The 19,231-nt window shown below is 55.2% G+C and carries 19 protein-coding genes; 8 read left to right on the plus strand and 11 right to left on the minus strand.

Annotation, left to right across the window (positions count from 1 at the left end):
* Positions 1–77 precede the first annotated feature (77 nt).
* Entirely contained in the window at positions 78–1,991 is a 1,914-nt protein-coding gene (locus VQ830_RS02615) for a HAMP domain-containing methyl-accepting chemotaxis protein (protein ID WP_337266487.1), read from the minus strand.
* A gap of 322 nt (positions 1,992–2,313) precedes the next feature.
* A complete protein-coding gene (locus VQ830_RS02620) occupies positions 2,314–3,810 on the minus strand; it encodes a replicative DNA helicase (protein WP_337266626.1) in 1,497 nt (498 codons plus the stop codon).
* 310 nt (positions 3,811–4,120) lie between these two features.
* On the opposite strand from VQ830_RS02620, the gene VQ830_RS02625 reads away from it, so the two are divergent.
* Positions 4,121–4,594 carry a MarR family winged helix-turn-helix transcriptional regulator gene (locus VQ830_RS02625; protein WP_337266488.1) on the plus strand — a complete coding sequence of 158 codons (474 nt, stop codon included), beginning with the start codon at positions 4,121–4,123 and terminating at the stop codon, positions 4,592–4,594.
* 244 nt (positions 4,595–4,838) lie between these two features.
* Here the strand turns inward: VQ830_RS02625 and rplI are convergent, their stop codons facing one another.
* The 5 genes from rplI to VQ830_RS02650 all read right to left on the minus strand — a co-directional run bounded on the left by rplI (position 4,839) and on the right by VQ830_RS02650 (position 8,607).
* Positions 4,839–5,417, minus strand: a complete 579-nt coding sequence (rplI, locus tag VQ830_RS02630; protein WP_337266489.1) for a 50S ribosomal protein L9 — start codon at positions 5,415–5,417, stop codon at positions 4,839–4,841.
* Positions 5,418–5,439: 22 nt separating this feature from the next.
* A complete protein-coding gene (locus tag VQ830_RS02635) occupies positions 5,440–6,426 on the minus strand; it encodes a DUF2232 domain-containing protein (protein ID WP_337266490.1) in 987 nt (328 codons plus the stop codon).
* A 150-nt stretch (positions 6,427–6,576) separates the two neighbouring features.
* Positions 6,577–6,822 (minus strand): 30S ribosomal protein S18, encoded by a 246-nt coding sequence (gene rpsR / locus VQ830_RS02640; RefSeq protein ID WP_337266491.1) that lies wholly within the window; start codon positions 6,820–6,822, stop codon positions 6,577–6,579.
* 12 nt (positions 6,823–6,834) lie between these two features.
* A complete protein-coding gene (gene rpsF, locus VQ830_RS02645; protein WP_337266627.1) occupies positions 6,835–7,263 on the minus strand; it encodes a 30S ribosomal protein S6 in 429 nt (142 codons plus the stop codon).
* Between the two features lie 300 nt (positions 7,264–7,563).
* Positions 7,564–8,607 carry an aldo/keto reductase gene (locus tag VQ830_RS02650; RefSeq protein ID WP_337266492.1) on the minus strand — a complete coding sequence of 348 codons (1,044 nt, stop codon included), beginning with the start codon at positions 8,605–8,607 and terminating at the stop codon, positions 7,564–7,566.
* Between the two features lie 214 nt (positions 8,608–8,821).
* On the opposite strand from VQ830_RS02650, the gene fabD reads away from it, so the two are divergent.
* From fabD to gmk, 7 genes are all read left to right on the plus strand, one after another.
* A complete protein-coding gene (gene fabD / locus VQ830_RS02655) occupies positions 8,822–9,766 on the plus strand; it encodes an ACP S-malonyltransferase (protein ID WP_337266493.1) in 945 nt (314 codons plus the stop codon).
* A gap of 103 nt (positions 9,767–9,869) precedes the next feature.
* Entirely contained in the window at positions 9,870–10,607 is a 738-nt protein-coding gene (fabG, locus tag VQ830_RS02660) for a 3-oxoacyl-[acyl-carrier-protein] reductase (protein ID WP_337266494.1), read from the plus strand.
* A 279-nt stretch (positions 10,608–10,886) separates the two neighbouring features.
* Positions 10,887–11,123, plus strand: coding sequence for an acyl carrier protein (locus VQ830_RS02665; protein ID WP_004122114.1), 237 nt, complete (start codon positions 10,887–10,889; stop codon positions 11,121–11,123).
* 73 nt (positions 11,124–11,196) lie between these two features.
* Complete coding sequence (fabF, locus tag VQ830_RS02670; RefSeq protein WP_337266495.1) at positions 11,197–12,459, plus strand: beta-ketoacyl-ACP synthase II; 1,263 nt, start codon at positions 11,197–11,199, stop codon at positions 12,457–12,459.
* A 298-nt stretch (positions 12,460–12,757) separates the two neighbouring features.
* On the plus strand, positions 12,758–13,981 hold the full coding sequence (gene mltG, locus VQ830_RS02675; RefSeq protein ID WP_337266496.1) for an endolytic transglycosylase MltG: 1,224 nt from the start codon (positions 12,758–12,760) through the stop codon (positions 13,979–13,981).
* Between the two features lie 12 nt (positions 13,982–13,993).
* Complete coding sequence (locus VQ830_RS02680) at positions 13,994–14,881, plus strand: YicC/YloC family endoribonuclease (RefSeq protein WP_337266497.1); 888 nt, start codon at positions 13,994–13,996, stop codon at positions 14,879–14,881.
* Between the two features lie 7 nt (positions 14,882–14,888).
* Entirely contained in the window at positions 14,889–15,560 is a 672-nt protein-coding gene (gmk, locus tag VQ830_RS02685) for a guanylate kinase (protein ID WP_337266498.1), read from the plus strand.
* 86 nt (positions 15,561–15,646) lie between these two features.
* Here gmk and VQ830_RS02690 read toward each other — a convergent pair whose 3' ends face one another.
* Genes VQ830_RS02690 through VQ830_RS02705 form a run of 4 tightly spaced genes read right to left on the minus strand, consistent with a single transcriptional unit; the run spans position 15,647 to position 19,096 of the window.
* Complete coding sequence (locus tag VQ830_RS02690; protein WP_337266499.1) at positions 15,647–16,264, minus strand: methyltransferase family protein; 618 nt, start codon at positions 16,262–16,264, stop codon at positions 15,647–15,649.
* Positions 16,261–17,172 (minus strand): 16S rRNA (adenine(1518)-N(6)/adenine(1519)-N(6))-dimethyltransferase RsmA, encoded by a 912-nt coding sequence (gene rsmA, locus VQ830_RS02695; RefSeq protein ID WP_337266500.1) that lies wholly within the window; start codon positions 17,170–17,172, stop codon positions 16,261–16,263. The genes VQ830_RS02690 and rsmA overlap by 4 nt, the downstream gene beginning before the upstream one ends.
* Positions 17,172–18,203: a 4-hydroxythreonine-4-phosphate dehydrogenase PdxA gene (gene pdxA / locus VQ830_RS02700; RefSeq protein WP_337266501.1), complete on the minus strand. Its 1,032-nt coding sequence runs from the start codon at positions 18,201–18,203 to the stop codon at positions 17,172–17,174. Before pdxA ends, rsmA begins: the two co-directional genes overlap by 1 nt.
* Positions 18,203–19,096, minus strand: coding sequence for a SurA N-terminal domain-containing protein (locus VQ830_RS02705; protein ID WP_438617151.1), 894 nt, complete (start codon positions 19,094–19,096; stop codon positions 18,203–18,205). The genes pdxA and VQ830_RS02705 overlap by 1 nt, the downstream gene beginning before the upstream one ends.
* Positions 19,097–19,231: the final 135 nt, after the last annotated feature.

Here is a 19,231-nt window from a genome sequence, read left to right on the forward strand (position 1 = left end):
GAGCGCCCTATCGATCGTCAACTGCTTTTTGCGAAACCGCCTTCTGAGACAAGCACCACGGGCCGAGCCTCTGGCGCTCAAAACTCCTGCCAGTTGCTCCCGCCGCCTACGGCCTTCTGGACCCTTGGCGCTGGCGCTCTGCTTTGGACCGATGGTGTGGACTTCATGGCTGTCGCAGTCTGCCGAAGGGCTGCGCTATGGATGGAGGGATCGGCGGGCAATACAAAAGCACCAATCAGCTCACGCAGGCGATCCGCCTCTTGCGCCAGCGTATTTGCCGCAGCGTTCGACTGCTCGACCATTGCTGCATTCTGCTGTGTAGACTGGTCCATCTCATTGACGGCTTGATTGATTTCTTTTAGTCCAGAGGACTGCTCTTGCGCAGAGGCGGCGATCGCTTGTGTGTGCGCGTTGATCTCGCCGATGAAACCGACGATCATATTGAGCGCAGACCCTGCATTGCGCACAAGATTGACGCCATTTTCCACCTGCGCGGTCGAATTGGCAATCAACTGGCGAATTTCCCGCGCTGCATTGGATGATCTCTGAGCAAGCTCGCGAACCTCCTGAGCAACGACTGCAAACCCTTTTCCGGCTTCGCCAGCACGAGCCGCTTCGACGCCGGCATTCAGCGCGAGGAGATTCGTTTGGAATGCGATTTCGTCGATGGCGCTGATAATGCCGGTAATCTGATGAGAGCTGGTCTCGATGCCATGCATCGCATTTTCGGCATCTGCCACCACCAAAGAGGAATCCGCTGCAGCCTTGTTGGCGTTCGCCGCAGTTTGAAGAGCGAGTTCTGTGCGCTTTGCGGAATTTGCAATTTGCGAGGTTATCTGAGTAACGGCTGCGGCTGTTTCCTCGAGAGAGGCAGCCTGACGTTCCGTCCGACGCGACAAGTCGTCAGCTCCAACGGCAATTTCCTTTGTGCCCGTTTCAATCGTCAAAGCTGTTCTGGTCACAGCCGATAGAGCATCGGAAAGCTGAGAAACAGACTGGTTGAAGTCGTGGCGCAGGGCTTCAAAGTCGGGCGCAAACGCCTCTTCCAAGCGGAAAGAAAGGTCTCCTGAGGCCAACCGTTGAAGCCCCTTCGCCAATCCGGAAGTGGCCGCCTGCAAACGCTCTGCAGCTTCCGCTTCAATCCGTTGTTGAGTTGCGATTCGTTCTGCCTCGGCTTTTTCGCGATTCTCGAGCGCTTCGGCTTCCAGGCGCCTATTGGCGGTTGCGGCCTCGCGGAACACTTCCATAGATTTGGCCATATCGCCTATCTCGTTGCGGCGAGAGCCATAAGGTATATCGACGGAAAGATCGCCCTCGGCGAGCTTCTTCATCGTGCCCGAAAGCAGGGTCAGCGGTAGCGCGAGTAGTCTGTTGCTCAGCAAGAGCGAAACAAGACCGATGATCAGTGCCGTTGCCAATGAAACATAGGCGATTGTGGATGTCCGATCTGCATAGTCTTTTGCAGATGCGCTTTCGTTTGAAGTATCCATGGCAATGTCGTCGACGGCGCCTTGCAGCGCATCGCCTGCTTCATTGTAATCTTTCAAGGCTGGGCCAAAGAACAAGGCCTTGCTGGCCTCCGTTTTTCCTTCGACCTGAAGCTTCTCTATTTCCTTCCACCGCGTAACGACATCCGTCCATTGCTTCTTGAAGTTTGAGAGCGCTTGACGATCAGCTTCATCGACCAGCAAACTCTCATATTTTTTCATCCTGTCTTCGACGGAAGCGAGTGCCTGCGCGAGTTCCGCTTTGAAGCGGTCAAGCTTGTCAGCAGGCGCATCCAACACGGCACCTTGGGCAACGCGAACATCCCCGAGATCAGCATTCAGTTGCCCGATCAATATGAATGCCGGCACACGGTTGTCGGCAATAACATGGATCTGCTCCTTGACGGACCAAAGAGACCGGATCGTCAACATACCCTGAATAGCTGTAACGCTAATAAGTACAACGAACATTGATGCTAGCAAAATTCGAATCGACAAACGCATTAAAGCTCTCCTAAGGACGTAATTAGGAGTTAAAATACGTGATTTTATATAAACAAATCCTCAAGAAGCGTTTTATCAAGGAATAACGCGTACAAACTCACTGTAGCGCGCAAGTCGAGCAGCCTTCGAAGCGCGACCAAGGATAAAGCTTGCCCGACAAGTATGGCTCGCGCAGGCATAAAATCTTGATCATATCGAGAGATGTCCGCTTTCAGTCGCATCTTATGAAGCGCCGAAATTGGCAAGCAGGATCGACCGTAGCGTTTGAACGAAGACCAGGAACGAAAGACCGCTCCGATATGCGGAGCGGCCTATCATTGTATCAGTGTTCTTCATATTGAATGAAGGATGGGTCCGCCAAATCCGCAAAGCGTGTGAACTCCGACTGGAAGGCAAGCTTTACGGTGCCTGTTGGTCCGTGACGCTGCTTGGCGATGATTACATCAGCGGTACCTTTGACCTTGTCGAACAGGGCTTCCCATTCCGCATATTTGGGATCGTTTGGATCACGCGGCTCCTGATTCTTGACGTAATACTCTTCGCGGAACACGAACAACACGACGTCGGCGTCCTGCTCAATAGATCCCGATTCACGTAGGTCCGAGAGTTGCGGTCGCTTGTCGTCGCGGCTTTCCACCTGACGAGACAGCTGCGACAGCGCGACGATCGGAACATTGAGCTCCTTGGCCAGCGACTTCAGTCCCGTGGTGATTTCCGTGATTTCCTGAACGCGGTTTTCACCGGCCTTTTTAGAGCCGGTCATAAGCTGGACGTAGTCGACCACAAGCACGTCAAGGCCACGCTGACGCTTAAGCCGGCGCGCACGGGCGGCAAGCTGTGCGATCGACAGGCCACCGGTCTGGTCGATGTAAAGCGGTACTTTTTGCATCATCATCGAGCAGGCGACGAGTTTTTCGAAGTCAGCGTCGTTGATGTCGCCACGTCGGATTTTCGACGAAGACACTTCCGTCTGCTCAGAGATGATACGGGTTGCCAGCTGTTCCGAAGACATTTCGAGCGAGTAAAAACCGACAACGCCGCCATTCTTGGCTTTCATGCTGCCGTCCGATTGGACCTCGCCTTCGTAAGCTGCGGCGATATTGTAGGCGATATTGGTGGCCAGAGACGTTTTACCCATACCCGGACGCCCGGCGAGAATGATAAGGTCCGAGCGCTGCAATCCGCCCATTTTGCCATCTAAGGAATGGATGCCCGTGGAAATGCCTGATAGGCCGCCGTCACGCTCCTTCGCTGCTGCGGCCATATCGATGGCGAGCGCAACCGCATCATTGAAAGCCTGAAAGCCACCATCGTAACGACCGGTTTCAGCCAGTTCGAAAAGCCTGCGTTCGGTATCTTCTATCTGCGCTTGAGGTGGCATATCGAGCGGTGCATCATATGCGATGTTGACCATGTCCTCGCCGATGGTGATCAAGGCGCGCCGGATAGCGAGATCATAGATCGCCCGGCCGTAATCTTCGGCGTTGATGATCGTCACGGCATCGCGCACCAGGCGCGCTAGATATTCCGATACGGTGATATCACCGACTTTTTCATCCGCCTTCAGAAAGGTTTTGACCGTAACTGGATTGGCGATCTTGCCCATCCTGATGATATCGCCGGCGACCTCAAAAATTCTTCGGTGCAGCGGCTCATACAAGTGGATGGGCTTAAGGAAGTCAGAGACGCGATAATATGCGTCGTTGTTCATCAAGATAGCGCCGAGCAGAGCCTGCTCAGCTTCGATATTGTTAGGTGCTTCCCGATAGGACTGGTCGGCTGCGGTCACGGCGGAAAGCTTCCGTGCGAGGTCATTCATGGTCATTCCGTTCTGGTTCGGGTGATGAGAGCCTAGGCCAGAGGCCGTGTCTCCAACCTTTAATTCAAACTCCGGCCAATGTCTTCCTTACAGACATCATTGGACAAGTTGTCCGAGTTCTCCACAGCCCAGGCTCCGTCATCAGCATGACATTGCTTTTCGAGCAAAAAGCGCTCTCTGATTCGTTCTGGCTCAGCAGATTCGATGCTATCAAATTCTTGTGTTCGAATAAGATAAAAGCTTTTGCGTAATTGCGGCCAGACGGTATGCCTGCAGACAGGGCCTCGGGGATGGCCTGCAAACTGAGAAAATGGGGGAAACATTGGGGTTGCATCGGGAACTGTTCGAGGATCTTGCCTCGTTTAATCGCAAGTTGAGGTCTCTCTTCGACTCTTTGGTACGCGAAAGAAACATGACGTTGCCGAGAGCACGGGTATGTTTCATGCTCAATAAGAAGGAAGGTATCAATCAGAGAGACCTTGCGGAAAAGCTCGAGCTTGAAACCCCAACGCTGGTGCGAATTCTCGATGCGATGGAAAAGCAAGGCCTTCTTCAGAGACGCGTGGCAGGATCGGATCGTCGCGCAAAGGAGATTTTCCTAACCGAATCAGGGCGCGACCTCGGTCGTGAGGTCGACGATTTGGCGCGGCAGGTCAGAGCGCAGATCTGTTCCGGCATTTGTGACGAAGATCTCCTGACGACGTTGAGGGTCGTTCGAACCATGCAAGCCAACATGCAGAGTTTTCGTGAGCAACACGACACTCAGGTCGTCGAAGACAGTTGATCGTTACGCGGCTCGCGGGACCGATTTGAGGATCGACGCCTCCAGACGCGTGGCACAACCTCGTTGATTCAAAGAAAAAGGCTCCGGCGCGAAAACCGAAGCCTTTTAAGCTTTAGGCGCGTTCCTCGGAACCACCCATGAGGCTGCTATTCATCATATGGGATCCATTGCGCTCGCCAAAAGAGATAACGAGCGCGATGGGTCAAACAGCCTTCAGCCGAGCCAAAAACGGCTGAGAAAAAAGTTAAGCGTCGTCTTCTTCAGCGTTGTCAGCATCCGGATCGAAGAAGTCTTCAGGACGCAGTGCATCTTCGTCAACGCCATAAATTGCTTCTGCAGAGGTGAGGGTCTCACCCTTCGCCTGACGCTCGGCTTCGTCAGCCGTACGAGCAACGTTCAGCTGGATGTTGATTTCGACTTCAGCGTGAAGCTGAAGCTCAACGGTATGAAGACCGATGGTCTTGATCGGCGTGTTCAGGTGAACCTGGTTACGGCCGATATTGAAGCCTTCAGCGGCAAGAACGTCGATAACGTCACGGGCGGCAACGGAGCCATACAGCTGACCGGTTTCGCCAGCCGAACGAACGACGATGAACGACTTGCCTTCCAGCTGATCAGCAACCTTCTGAGCTTCAGACTTACGCTCGAGGTTACGGGCTTCCAGCGTTGCGCGTTCAGCTTCGAAACGGGTCTTGTTGGCAGCGTTTGCGCGCAGTGCCTTGCCTTCCGGCAGGAGGTAGTTACGAGCGAAACCATCGCGAACCTTTACGGTCTCGCCCATCTGGCCGAGCTTTGCGATTCTTTCGAGAAGAATGACTTCCATTGTTGATGTCCTTTCTAGGGTCTTAGGATGTCGAATCTGAAGATTTGGATTTATCGGATGCAACTGGCGTCAGAGCGATTGCTTTGCGCGTGTCGAGCAGGCCAATAACGAGAACGACCAGCAGCGGTAATCCCACAACGATCGAAGTCAGGTATAAAAGGATGAGGACCGGCAGGCGCCAATCCTTGCCCCTCGTGCGGAAATGAAGCGCTGCAAAGCCTGATAGCAGGAAGCCTGCGCCGAAGGTCCCGACGACAATGAGACCGATCAAGCCCAAGCTGCCGCCAAAAAACGACAAGGCAAGGCCGGTCAAAAAGATGAAGATCGAATTGCGGTTCATTCGCAGCGAGGAAGGTACATCCTCCCGTGGGCGAAGACCGCGGCTCGATGCATTGACGATGCGGTTGGCAATGTAATAAGCCGCGAAGAGCATGAAAACCCACATGCCGCCCATGAAGATCGGCAGCATAATGGGCAGGATGACCTTCCACTGAGCGATGATTTCCGGATCCATTTTAACGGATGGCTCTTGTGCCGCCAACGTCTGGGCGAGCACGTCGACAACCTGCCGCACGATTTCAGGATCGTAGCCGCTCACGAAACCAACGACAATTAAAGCGACCGCCTGCAGCCCACAAAGATGCAGCAGGATGTCCGACAGCGGATACCATGCGAGGAGATGATCAGGTCCACCCAGTTCGCTTGCAGGCCGCGCCAGGTTGGCAAGGTGGCTGAGCCAGGCGGCTGGGCAAAGAGCAGCCAGCGTCACAGCGAGCGCATAAAGCGGGGAAACAAGCACGGAGCTGAGAGCAGCTCCAGCCGCAACGGCCGCAATCGCTGCCGAGTTGCCCCAACCGAGCCCGGCAATCAAGATCGGCAAAGCTGAAGCGGTATAGATGATCAGCACGGAAATCACAGACATCTGCTTGCCCGCACCCAACAAAAGAAGGGCGGCAGTCAATCCGGCGAGAACGCCGATCGATATCTTTTTGGCAGAGACTGTGTTCACGAGATCGCTGTCCTGCTTGCTTAAGCAGTTAGAGGATTTTCGAATAGGCTCGAAAAGGCCTCAACATGGGGTTTAAGGTTCCGATCCGCGCCCATCGCGGAAGGGAGAGCGGAGAAGCACAGCCTCTCCGCTCAATCTCATCACTCTCGATTAGGAGAGAACGTAAGGCAGCAGACCGAGGAAACGAGCGCGCTTGATCGCTTGAGCGAGTTCGCGCTGCTTCTTCTGGGATACGGCCGTGATACGCGAAGGAACGATCTTGCCGCGCTCGGAAATGTAGCGCTGCAGAAGGCGAACGTCCTTGTAGTCAATCCGCGGTGCATTCGCGCCCGAGAAAGGGCACGTCTTGCGACGGCGATGGAACGGACGGCGTACGGGAGAGGAAACGTCAGACATTATCTATTCTCCTTATACACGATCTTCGCGCGGACGGCGTGGGCGATCTTCGCGAGGGCCGCGATCGCCACCGTCGCGAGGGCCACGGGCGCCGTCGCGGGGGCCACGATCATCACGATCGCGCTTTTGCATCATGGCAGACGGGCCGTCTTCATGCTTCTCAACAGCGATCGTCATGTAACGAAGAACGTCTTCGCTGATGCGCATCTGGCGTTCCATTTCCTGCACGGCGGCAGGCGGAGCGTCGATGTCCATCAAAGCGTAGTGTGCCTTGCGGTTCTTCTTGATACGGTAGGTAAGGGACTTGAGGCCCCAGTTTTCGATACGCCCGACTTTTCCGCCGTTAGCTTCGATCACACCCTTGTACTGTTCAACGAGGGCGTCGACCTGCTGCGAGGAAATATCCTGTCGGGCAAGGAATACATGTTCATAAAGAGCCATGACAGCTTTGCCTTTCTTGCGTTGTTTCATCCGGCCTCGAGCGGCTAAGCCTCAACGACTGCTCCTACAGGGTCAAAACCCGAGCAAGAAAAGCGTTTCCGAGACGGTCGAGAGCGGAGACACGGGAGGCTGGAACGCTTCCGTTCCGAACGACAATCTGTTTTGATTGCCGGCCCTCCGTTCAGCCACCAGCCAGAAGACCGGACTTGCGAGCAGCGCGCTTATACGGGTTTTTCGACCTTTGACAAGGACAAATGCCTCTTTGCAGGCCTTTTTATCCGCGAAAGCGCACCGCAAGCTTCAGATCGGCGCGGGATATTGCCGATGCACCGCCTCGATTTCCTTCAGAATTTCGGGCGAAAGCGTTATGTCGCAACCACTGATATCGGTATCGAGCTGCGTGATCGACGTGGCTCCGATGATGACCGATGCCATGAAGCGCCGCGACAGGCAGAATGCAATTGCCATTGCTGCTGGATCGAGCCCATATTTTCTCGCGATCTCGATGTAGGCTCGCGTCGGCTCATCCTGCATTGGATGAAGTCGGCCGCCAAGGTCGGCATTGATCGATCCTCTGCTGCCTAAGGGCTTCTCGCCGCCTTGGTATTTGCCTGTCAGCAAACCGGCAGCAAGTGGGGAGTAGGCGAGCAGACCGACATCCTCGTGGTGTGAAAGCTCTGCCAAATCGAGATCGAAATGCCGGTAGAGCAGATTATACTCGTTTTGAATGCTGGCAACTCGCGGCAAGCCATGCATCTCTGCAAGCGTCAGATATTTCTGCGTACCCCAGGTGGACTCGTTTGAAAGTCCGATCGCTCTAATCTTGCCTTCTTTGACGAGATCGCCGCAGGTTCGCAAAATCGCCAGGATGTCGTCCTGGACGATGCTTCGATCTTGTTTGAACGGATCGTATCCCCAGGCCTGCCGAAAGTGGAAATGGCCTCGGTTAGGCCAGTGTATCTGGTAAAGATCGATGTAGTCGGTGCGAAGGCGTTTCAGGCTGGCTTCGACTGCAATCTTGATGTTCTTGGCATTGGCGCCTTCGCCCCCGCGAATATAGGAGCGGCCAGGACCAGCAACCTTCGTGGCAAGGATAATGTCGCTGCGCTTGCCGGTCCTTGTAAACCAGGAGCCGATGTATTCTTCCGTCCGGCCTTGCGTATCGGCTGACAAAGGCGTCGTCGGATAAAGCTCTGCCGTATCAAAAAAATTGACGCCTTTCTCAACGGCACGATCCATCTGCGCATGCGCATCTTCTTCGCTATTCTGGCTGCCCCAAGTCATGGTGCCGAGGCAAATCTCCGAGACAGACATCTGCGTGCGGCCAAGTCGCTTATATTTCATATTTGCACCCTGAAATAATCACACCCTTACAAATGAAAGAGCTGGAAGTTTGAAGCGCGGCGAATTTAAGCCTAATTTGCTGCAGCGCAACTAGCTATTCCGGCCTTTTGCGCACTTGACACAGAGGGCGGCGTCTCGCGCCGACCCTTGACTCGGGTTGAAAGAACGCCGATTGAGGCGAAAACTGCCAAAAATAAACGCAAGGGACGAAAACATGACAGTGGCTTTTACGTTTCCAGGACAGGGAAGTCAGGCCGTCGGCATGGGAAAAGAACTTTTCGCAAGCTTTGCGGAAGCCCGAGAAGTTTTCGCAGAAGTGGACGACGCGCTTGGTGAGAAACTTTCCTCCGTCATGTTCGACGGTCCAGAAGAGACCCTGACCCTGACGGCCAATGCTCAGCCCGCATTGATGGCTGTTTCGATGGCCATCGTCCGAGTGCTTGAGGCGCGTGGGCTCGATCTTAAGAGTAAGGTCGCTTATGTCGCTGGACATTCGCTTGGCGAATATTCTGCCCTTTGCTGCGCCGGGACCTTCACGCTTGCCGATACCGCGCGTCTTCTCCGTATTCGCGGCAATGCCATGCAGGCTGCCGTTCCTGTTGGAAAAGGGGCCATGGCAGCGATCATCGGACTTGATGATGCTGGCGTTGCGGCTATCTGCAGCGAGGCTTCATCCGAAGGTGCCTGCCAGATTGCCAATGATAATGGCGGCGGCCAGATCGTCGTGTCCGGCGAAAAGGCTGCGGTTGAAAAGGCTGCTGCGCTGGCTTCCGAACGCGGTGCTAAGCGAGCCATCCTTCTCCCGGTTTCGGCCCCCTTTCATTCGTCCTTGATGGCGCCAGCCGCCGATGCGATGAAGGAGGCCCTTGCGAAAGTCAGCAAGTCCGATCCAAGTGTGTCGCTGATCGCCAACGTCCTTGCTGCGCCTGTCAGTGACGCAGACCGCATCAGCGAGCTTTTGGTCGAGCAGGTCACGGGGCAGGTACGCTGGCGCGAAACCGTTGAATGGTTCGGCGCCAATGGCGTCATCACGCTTTATGAAATCGGCTCGGGTAAAGTGCTTACGGGGTTGGCGCGTCGGATCGATAAGTCCGTGAACGGGATCGCTGTCAACGGCGCCGCTGATATCGATACGGTTTTGGCGTCTCTTCTCGGGTGAGTTTAAGCGCTCAAGCAGGCTCGCTTGATAGATGCAACAATGACTTAGCGCGCTGGTTTGAATCAGTTTGTCAGGCGCTTGGAAGCTGTAGAAAGGAATTCATATGTTCGATCTTTCCGGCCGTAAGGCTCTCGTGACGGGCGCCTCTGGCGGTATAGGCGAAGAAATTGCCCGGCTTCTTCATCGTCAGGGCGCGCTCGTCGGCTTGCATGGCACGCGTGTCGAGAAGCTCGAGGCGCTTGCGAACGAGCTCGGTGAGCGCGTTCATGTTTTTCCCGCTAATCTTTCTGATCGAGATGAAGTCAAGGCCCTCGGCCAGAAGGCTGAAGCTGATCTTGGCGGTGTGGATATTCTTGTCAACAATGCGGGCATTACCAAAGACGGCCTATTCGTCAGGATGAGCGATGAGGACTGGGACAATGTCATTGAAGTCAACCTGACGGCGATGTTCCGCCTGACGCGGGAGTTGACCCATCCAATGATGCGCCGCCGCTATGGCCGTATCATCAACATCACATCCGTTGTCGGCGTTACCGGTAATCCCGGCCAAGCAAACTACTGCGCATCCAAGGCCGGTATGATCGGCTTTACGAAATCGTTGGCGCAGGAAATTGCCACGCGCAACGTGACCGTGAATTGCGTTGCTCCCGGCTTTATCGAAAGCGCGATGACGGACAAGCTCAACGAGAAGCAGAAAGAAGCGATCATGGGCGCGATTCCGATGCGCCGCATGGGCTCGGGCGCCGAAGTCGCATCGGCGGTCGTCTATCTTGCCTCGTCAGAGGCCGCGTACATGACGGGCCAGACTTTGCACGTCAATGGCGGCATGGCTATGATCTGACAGAAGAAACGCGCGACGACGATAAATCCGAGCATAACTTCGCTGCGGGTCGTGCCGGTTGATTTTCTGGCTTTGCGGCAGCGAGAAAGCATGTTAAGCGGGCCAATGACTGTGAGCAGTCTCCCGTGAACTTGAGGGAATCGGAGGTCATTTTTATGTCGCCGGGTCCCGGGAACCGGACTTACGAGTTTGCCGAGGATGCCAAAGATGCATCGCAGGCGTAGAACAGGGTGAATGCCGACAGGCATTCCGATCAGACACAGGGTCGAGGAAACCGACATGAGCGATATCGCAGAACGCGTAAAGAAAATTGTTGTTGATCATCTTGGCGTCGATGCCGATAAAGTCGTCGAAAGCGCCAGCTTCATCGATGATCTTGGCGCCGACTCGCTCGACACGGTCGAACTGGTAATGGCTTTCGAAGAAGAATTCGGCGTCGAAATTCCTGACGACGCTGCCGATTCGATCCTGACAGTTGGCGACGCCGTAAAGTTCATCGAGAAGGCACAGGCCTAAATCTCTGCTTTTTATAAAGGGCGGGCCGTGAGTCCGCCCTTTTTATTTCTGCGTAATGGAATAGCGGGGGTCCATGAGACGGGTCGTGATCACAGGTACCGGTATGGTATCTCCCTTGGGCTGTGGCACGGAAGTGACATGGTCGCGGCTCCTTGCGAGCGCGAGCGGCGCTCGGCTTGTTACGGAGTTTGAAGTCGAAGATCTTCCCGCGAAAATTGCTTGTCGCATCCCGGTCGGGGACGGCAGCAATGGCACATTCAATGTCGACGATTGGATGGAGCCGAAAGAGCAGCGCAAGGTTGATCCTTTTATCATCTACGGTATGGCAGCAGCCGATATGGCTCTTACCGATGCCAACTGGCACCCGCAGTCCGATGAAGATCAGATCGCGACGGGCGTTTTGATCGGATCGGGAATCGGCGGCATCGAAGGCATCGTGGAGGCGGGCTATACGCTTCGCGACAAGGGTCCGCGTCGCATTTCGCCGTTCTTTATTCCGGGCCGCCTTATCAATCTTGTGTCCGGCCAGGTGTCCATTCGGCATAAACTTCGTGGCCCAAATCATTCGGTCGTGACGGCTTGTTCGACAGGAGCTCACGCCATCGGCGACGCTGCTCGCCTCATTGCTCTCGGCGATGCCGATGTGATGGTAGCGGGCGGTGCAGAATCCCCGATCAGCAGAATTTCCTTGGCTGGTTTCGCAGCCTGCAAGGCACTTTCAACCCAGTATAATGACGATCCTCAGCGGGCATCGCGTCCATACGACCGTGATCGCGACGGCTTCGTGATGGGCGAAGGCGCTGGCATTGTCGTTCTGGAAGAGCTGGAGCATGCGAAAGCCCGTGGCGCGAAGATCTACGCTGAAGTGATCGGCTATGGTCTTTCTGGCGACGCCTATCACATAACCGCCCCTTCCGAGAATGGAGAAGGCGCAGAGCGCTGCATGACCATGGCGCTGAAGCGCGCAGGACTGACGCCGGCAGATGTCGATTACATCAACGCGCATGGCACCTCGACCATGGCAGATACGATTGAATTAGGTGCCGTTGAGCGGTTGGTCGGAGATGCGGCTTCGAAGATATCGATGTCATCGACAAAGTCCGCGACAGGTCACTTGCTTGGAGCGGCGGGCGCTATCGAAGCAATTTTTGCAACACTCGCCATCCGCGATAACATTGCGCCACCCACGATCAATCTCGACAATCCAGAGCGCGAAACGGCCATTGACCTCGTTCCTCACAAAGCCCGTGAGCGCGAGATCAACGTCGCCTTGTCAAATTCCTTTGGCTTTGGCGGCACCAATGCATCGGTCGTGCTTCGTCGCTACGTCGCGTAGCAAATCGCGGGGCCAAGCCATGTGAAGTCGGTGATGTCGCCGGCTTCCATACCCGCCTTTTTGCCGCAATGTTCGGCAAGAAGCGAACTGGGATAGGATATGGTGGCGAAGGCGTTTGTCGCGCCTTGTCGGTGCGGCTGAGTGATCGGGATGGCTTACCCACATTCGATCCGCCTGCAAAAGGTATCTCCTGGGCATTTTGAGAAAATCAACGATGATTTTCCGGGGATGTCATGCAGAGAATCAACGGTAGGGGCGTTGTACGCGAATTTCGCGCCGGTGCCCTAAAGGAGTTCCGGTGAGCGAAATTAACGAGATCAATGCTGAACAACAACAGGCTGGGCAAAGGGGACCAATCATTCCCAAATCGCCCACGGAAGCATTGCGTCCCGAACGTGTTCCAGACCCACCGAAACGGTCTAAGACGGCCCGCGGACAGGTCGTTCTCTTTCTGAACTTCCTGATGACGCTTGCTGTACTCGGCGCTGCGGCCGCCGTGCTGGTCATCTACTACGTCAATTCCTCCTATCAGGCTCCCGGCCCCCTGGAGACCAACACCAATTTCATCGTTCGTCCCGGCGCGGGCGTGAGTGAGGTTGCGACGACGCTTGAGCGCAACAACATCATATCGGACGCGCGCATCTTTCGCTTCATGACGGCTGCACAGTTGAAAAAAGGCGAGACGCTCAAAACCGGCGAGTATGAAATCAAAGCCCATGCCTCCATGAACGATATCATGGAGTTGCTGAAGTCCGGCAAATCGATCCTCTACTCAGTATCGTTCCCTGAAGGCCTCACCGTGCGTCAGATGTTCAATCGCATGATGGAGGATCAGGTATTGGAAGGGGATGTGCCCGCCGCCTTGCCACCAGAGGGAAATTTACGGCCCGACACCTACAAATTTTCACGCGGAACCAAGCGTGCAGAGATCATCGAACAGATGAAGGCTGCGCAGGAAAAGCTTGTTGACCAGATCTGGGACAAGCGCGATCCAAATCTACCTCTTAAGGATAAGCAGGAATTCGTAACGCTTGCTTCCATTGTCGAAAAGGAAACCGGTGTTCCGGACGAGCGGGCACACGTTGCGTCAGTCTTTTTGAACCGGTTGCAAAAGGGAATGCGATTGCAGTCCGACCCCACCGTCATATACGGGCTTTTCGGCGGCGACGGTAAACCGGCCGACCGCCCAATCTATCAATCGGATCTGCGCAAGGAAACACCCTATAATACCTATATGATCAAAGGTCTTCCGCCTGCTCCTATTGCCAATCCGGGGCGAGATGCACTTGAAGCGGTGGCAAACCCTTGGAAGACGAATGACCTCTATTTCGTGGCCGATGGGTCTGGAGGCCATGTCTTCGCGGCGACTCTTGAAGAGCATAACGCCAATGTGAAACGCTGGCGTAAGCTTGAAGCTGACAAGGGTGTTGACCCCAATGTGGCGGTTGACGGTCAGCCTGATGGCCAAGCGGCCGAAGCGCAAGATGCCCCTGTCGCCCCGAAGAAAAGACGGACAAATTAATTGAAAAAAATCATGGCTCTACAATCCATGACGGGCTTTGCCCGCTCTGAAGGAACAAGCGGCCGTTGGCGTTGGGCCTGGGAGTTGAGATCGGTCAACGGCAAGGGTCTCGATGTCCGGCTGCGGCTGCCTCAGGGTTTCGAGAAATTCGAAAACGACGTCCGGCGTCTGTTTTCCGAGCGCTTCAGTCGCGGCAATATCCAAGCTGGCCTCTCATTAACCTCATCGGAAAATCGCGTTCAAACCGTCGTCAATGAGGAGGCGCTTGCCGCGATACTCGATCTTCGGGAAAAACTGAGCGGTGTCATCGATGCCTCGCCGATTAAGCTCGACACGCTGCTAGCCATAAGGGGCGTTGTGGAATTTCGCGAGATGCAGGATCAAGAGGATGAAATCGCCGCACGCGATCAAGATATCCTCTCCGGCCTTTCCCAAGCTATCGATGACCTGGGCAGCATGCGCGCGCGCGAGGGTGAGGTCCTGTCGACTGTTCTTCTCGAGCACGTTGCAACTATAGAAAGACTCACCGCAATTATCGAGTCGGACAAATCAAGGCAGCCTGCCGAAATCGCGGAACGTTTGCGTGTGCAACTGGACGCGTTGATGGAAACGGGCTCAAGCCTCGATCGGGAGCGGCTTTACGCGGAAGCTGCGCTTCTAGCCACGAAGGCGGATCTGCGTGAAGAAATCGATCGGCTAAAGGCCCATGTCAAAGCGGCCCGTGATTTGCTGGCGGCAGGTGGCGCCACTGGACGGAAGCTCGATTTTCTTGCACAGGAATTTAACCGGGAAGCGAATACCATATGCTCCAAATCGAATGCTTCGGTGGTCACAGCCGCTGGCATCGAGCTGAAAGTGGTCATCGACCAGTTTCGCGAACAGGTTCAGAATTTGGAGTAAGACGAAGATGAAACCGACCCCTGTCTCGCCCATTCAAATCGCCCGTCGTGGTTTGATGCTGGTCATTTCTTCGCCCTCGGGAGCGGGAAAATCCACGATTGCCCGCAATCTTTTGGACCAGGATAAGCAAATAAGCCTTTCCGTGAGCGTAACGACAAGGCCGCGCCGTCAGAGCGAGATCGAAGGGGTACACTATCACTTCATTTCGCAGCGCGAATTCGAGCGGCGGCGCGACAGCGATTCCCTTCTCGAGTGGGCGCAGGTTCACGGTAATTTCTACGGGACGCCGAGGGAGCCCGTGGAGGAAGCCATGGGCGAGGGCAGGGATATGCTGTTCGACATCGACTGGCAGGGCGCGCAGCAGCTACAGGAAAAGATGAAGGCCGACGTCGTCTCTATTTTTATTCTGCCTCCTAGCATGACGGAACTGCAGTCGCGTTTACACCGGCGTGCGGAAGATACCGAAGAGGTTATTCGCACGCGTCTTGCCAATTCACGCGCCGAGATCGAGCACTGGCGAGAATATGATTACGTGATCGTCAACGACGATCTGCAGGCTGCTTTCGATTCCATTCAGTCCATCGTCAAAGCAGAGCGCCTGCGCCGAGACCGTCGCCACGGAATGTTCGATTTCGTGACAAAATTGGTCGAGGAAGAACCTGATTTACAGAGCCTTTAGCACGCCGTTACCGGAACCGCTCCCACAGGATTTGGAGCCAGTTCTATTTCGCATTTGGCTTTCCAGCCAGAGCCGTCCGCCTGAGTTTATGGAAGATGGAAGAGCGGCTTGAGCACGCCAGCTGCTCTTGCAAGCTCAGTGAGCTCAATCATTGGATAAAGTGCGAGAAAAGGCAGGCAGTCGCGGAAGGTTCGTCCAAGGGCCTTTGCAGAGAAGGTGATTTCACTACCGCTTTTGTAAAGGCTCGGCTTGGGCAGTACGAGTGGTGTCTCGGCCGCATAGGCCTCATAAGCCGCCCCAAACTTAGCGCGAAGAAACTTTGCCTCTGCCAGCGCCGTCTGTCGGAATATCATCCAGGCAACGAGCAAGAGAACGATCGTCAGAACGGCGGAGCCGAAAATAAGCCCAGTTCCGACCAATCCGCATATCGAGAACAGATAAAGGGGATTTCTGCTGATGGAGTAGGGGCCGATCGTGACAAGCTCCGCATTCTTCTTCGAGCCGATATAAAGAATACTCCAGAGCCGACCCATGACAGCCGTAAAGACTAGCGCAGCGCCTAAAGCCTCGATGAATTCATGAGACAGCGTGGATTCCGGCAGAACCGGTGCGCCGAGTACGATGACGGCACCTGTCGCGATACATAAAACCCACAGAAGAAAGATACGATTTTTTTGATTGTGGGGGCGAGGCGCTTCGCTCATGAATGATCGAGGTCCTTTGCTATGTCGGATTCGAAGGTTGTCGCAGATGGCGATGTTATGCTGTTCGTTCTCCCGCCATCGGCAAGATGATCGGCGATCGTAACGAACTCGTCGATACTGAGCGTTTCCGCGCGACGTTGCGGATCGATGCCAGCGCGCGCCAAGAGGGCTTCGCCGCCAATCGATTTCAAGCTTTGACGCAGCATTTTGCGCCTCTGACCAAAGGCAGCCTGCGTCACGGTTTCAAGCTTGCTGACGTCGCATTCCTGAGGATGTGCGCGCGGCGTCATGTGAACGACCGTGGACGTGACTTTAGGAGGCGGTGTGAATGCTTGTGGCGGAACATCAAAGGCCATATGCGCTTCCGTGCGCCAGCCACAGATGACACCAAGCCTGCCGTAGTGGTTGTCGTCTGCCCGAGCGACGATCCTCTGCCCGACCTCTTTCTGGAACATCAAGGTCATTGATTGCCAAAATGGCGGCCATGCGGAAGGCAGCAGCCAGTTCAACAGCAATTGTGTCCCGACATTATAGGGAAGATTTGCAATGATGCGGATCGGCGGCTCTGCAGCAAGCGCAGCAAAGTTGATTTTTAGCGCATCGCCCTCGATGACGCTTAACCGGCCGGGGTAGTGATCGCTGATCTCTTGAAGGGCAGGAAGACAGCGCGGATCGCGCTCGATCGCCACAACCTTCTTTGCCCCGAGCGCCAAGATGGCGCGGGTAAGGCCACCTGGTCCAGGACCAACTTCGAAAACTGTCACACCATCCAAGGGACCAGCGGTGCGCGCAATCTTCTGCGTCAGATTGAGATCGAGAAGAAAGTTCTGACCTAATGCCTTGCGGGCATCCAGGCCATGACGATTGATGACATCCCGCAGGGGAGGCAAGCCGTCGAGTGCTGCCATTAGCCATTCCCCGCGGCGCCGCGGCCGAGCTTGAAAGCAAGCTTTAAAGCGGCGACGAAGCTTGTGTCTTTTGCAACGCCCTTTCCGGCAATTCCAAATGCTGTACCATGGTCGGGCGATGTGCGAATGAAGGGAAGGCCGAGAGTCACATTCACAGCATCGTCAAAGCCAAGCGTCTTTGCCGGGATAAGCGCTTGATCGTGATACATGCAGATCGCTACGTCGTAATGCTGGCGTGCGGCTTCATGAAACATCGTATCGGCCGGCAATGGCCCTCTGGCGTCGATTCCCTCCGACCGGAGAGCCTCAATTGCCAATTGGACGATATCGACGTCCTCGGTTCCCATTGCGCCGTTCTCGCCGGCATGTGGATTTAACCCTGCAACGGCAAGACGCGGCCGTTCGATGCCGAACTTGGTTTTCAGGTCGGCATTTGCAATCCGGCATGTTTCGATAATCAGGCCGACCGAAAGATTCTGAGCAACGCTTTTCAGCGGAATATGAATGGTTACCGGAATGGCATTCAGTTTCGGTCCCGACAGCATCATAACCGGGCGAACCACTTTGCCCGTCGCCTTTTGCGCAAGGTCAGCCAGAAATTCCGTGTGACCTGGAAACGGAAAGCCCGCCTCATAAAGAACGGATTTCGCAATCGGGTTCGTCACGACCCCGAGAGTAACACCCGTCATCGTCAGATGAACAGCGGTCTCGATTGCTTTGATCGTCGCCTGAGCGGTTGCCGGATGCGGTTCGCCCGGTGCGACCGGTATACCGGTGTCGATGGCAACGACGGGCAGCGCATTGGCGAAATGCTCATTTGCCTCTTGAGGCTCGACCCTCGCAATTGGAATATTGAGACCGAGCAGACGCGCCCTCACTTCAAGAACGCTAGGATCGCCAACCACAAGAAAGGATGGCAATCCGAGTTCGTGTCGGCGAAGCCATGCCGTTAGGGCAATGTCCGGTCCGATGCCCGCAGGATCACCTTGGCTAACGGCCAGCGGGCGAGAAATCGCATTGATTTCTGCCATTATTGATAAATGATCTGCGCTTTCTTCCGCAGCTCATCCAGATATTTCTTGGAATTCTCGTTTTCGGGAGGTGCCGATTTGTCAGCCTTTGCCTTGTTCAAATCTTCCTCACGGAACGCCATCGCCGCGGCCTGGTCGTCGTTCACCTGACGTTGGCTGCAGATTGCGAGATATTCAACGCCCTTATCAGTGACGCGCGTTGTCGTCGTGCTGCCCTTTGCCTGCTCGACCAGCGGACGCCAATCTTCCGGTATCTCAGGTGCGAGCATGCGGCCAAGATCCCGCACGGAAACATCGCGCATCGTTGCTGCAAAGGTTTTCGCCTGATCGCACCCTGGATATTTTCCGCGAGATGCTTCAGCTTCGCTTTTGCGCTTGGCCGTCAAAGCATTCTTCTTTGCCGGTGGAATGACGAAAATGATCTGCTGCAGAATATATTCCGTCACGACCGGCTTCTGCTTGTTTTCCATCATGCGCGCGACAAGATCGGCATTCGACATTTTGCCGGCTGCGCCATAACGGGCATTGACAAGCCGCGGCCAGCTCATCTGCACGGCAATGAAGCCTTTGAAATGATCTGCGCCTACACCGGCGCGATCAAGGATCTGGGACATCTGCTGTGGTGTCAGCTTGTTACCTGTCGCAAAGCGAGCAAAAGCAGCGTCGACGTCTTCCTTGGACACCGACATCTTGACCCGGGCAATTTCCTGACGCTTCAATGTTTCGTCAACGAGCTGCTCTTCAGCGGTCTTCATGTCTGGCTTTTGATGCTGGAGCCGCAGGAACGCCATGCGCTTGGCGATATCGCCGCTGGTGATGGCAGTACCGTTTACAACGACTTTAACCTCACTGACCGCGGCTAAAGCGGTACTGCCGATGGCCTGCACGCTCATAAGCGTTGCCGCTATAACCACAGCCAAGGTTCTTTTCGCCCCAAGCATCCAAAGCTCCTTCCCGCTAGGAACCGCCGCTCTACGACAGAGCGGGTATGAATTCGCCACTGCCGAACGCCGGCGTAATTTCGCCCG

The sequence above is a fragment of the Oryzifoliimicrobium ureilyticum genome (genome assembly GCF_037199735.1).
GTDB classification, from domain to species: Bacteria; Pseudomonadota; Alphaproteobacteria; order Rhizobiales; family Rhizobiaceae; genus Rhizobium; species Rhizobium ureilyticus.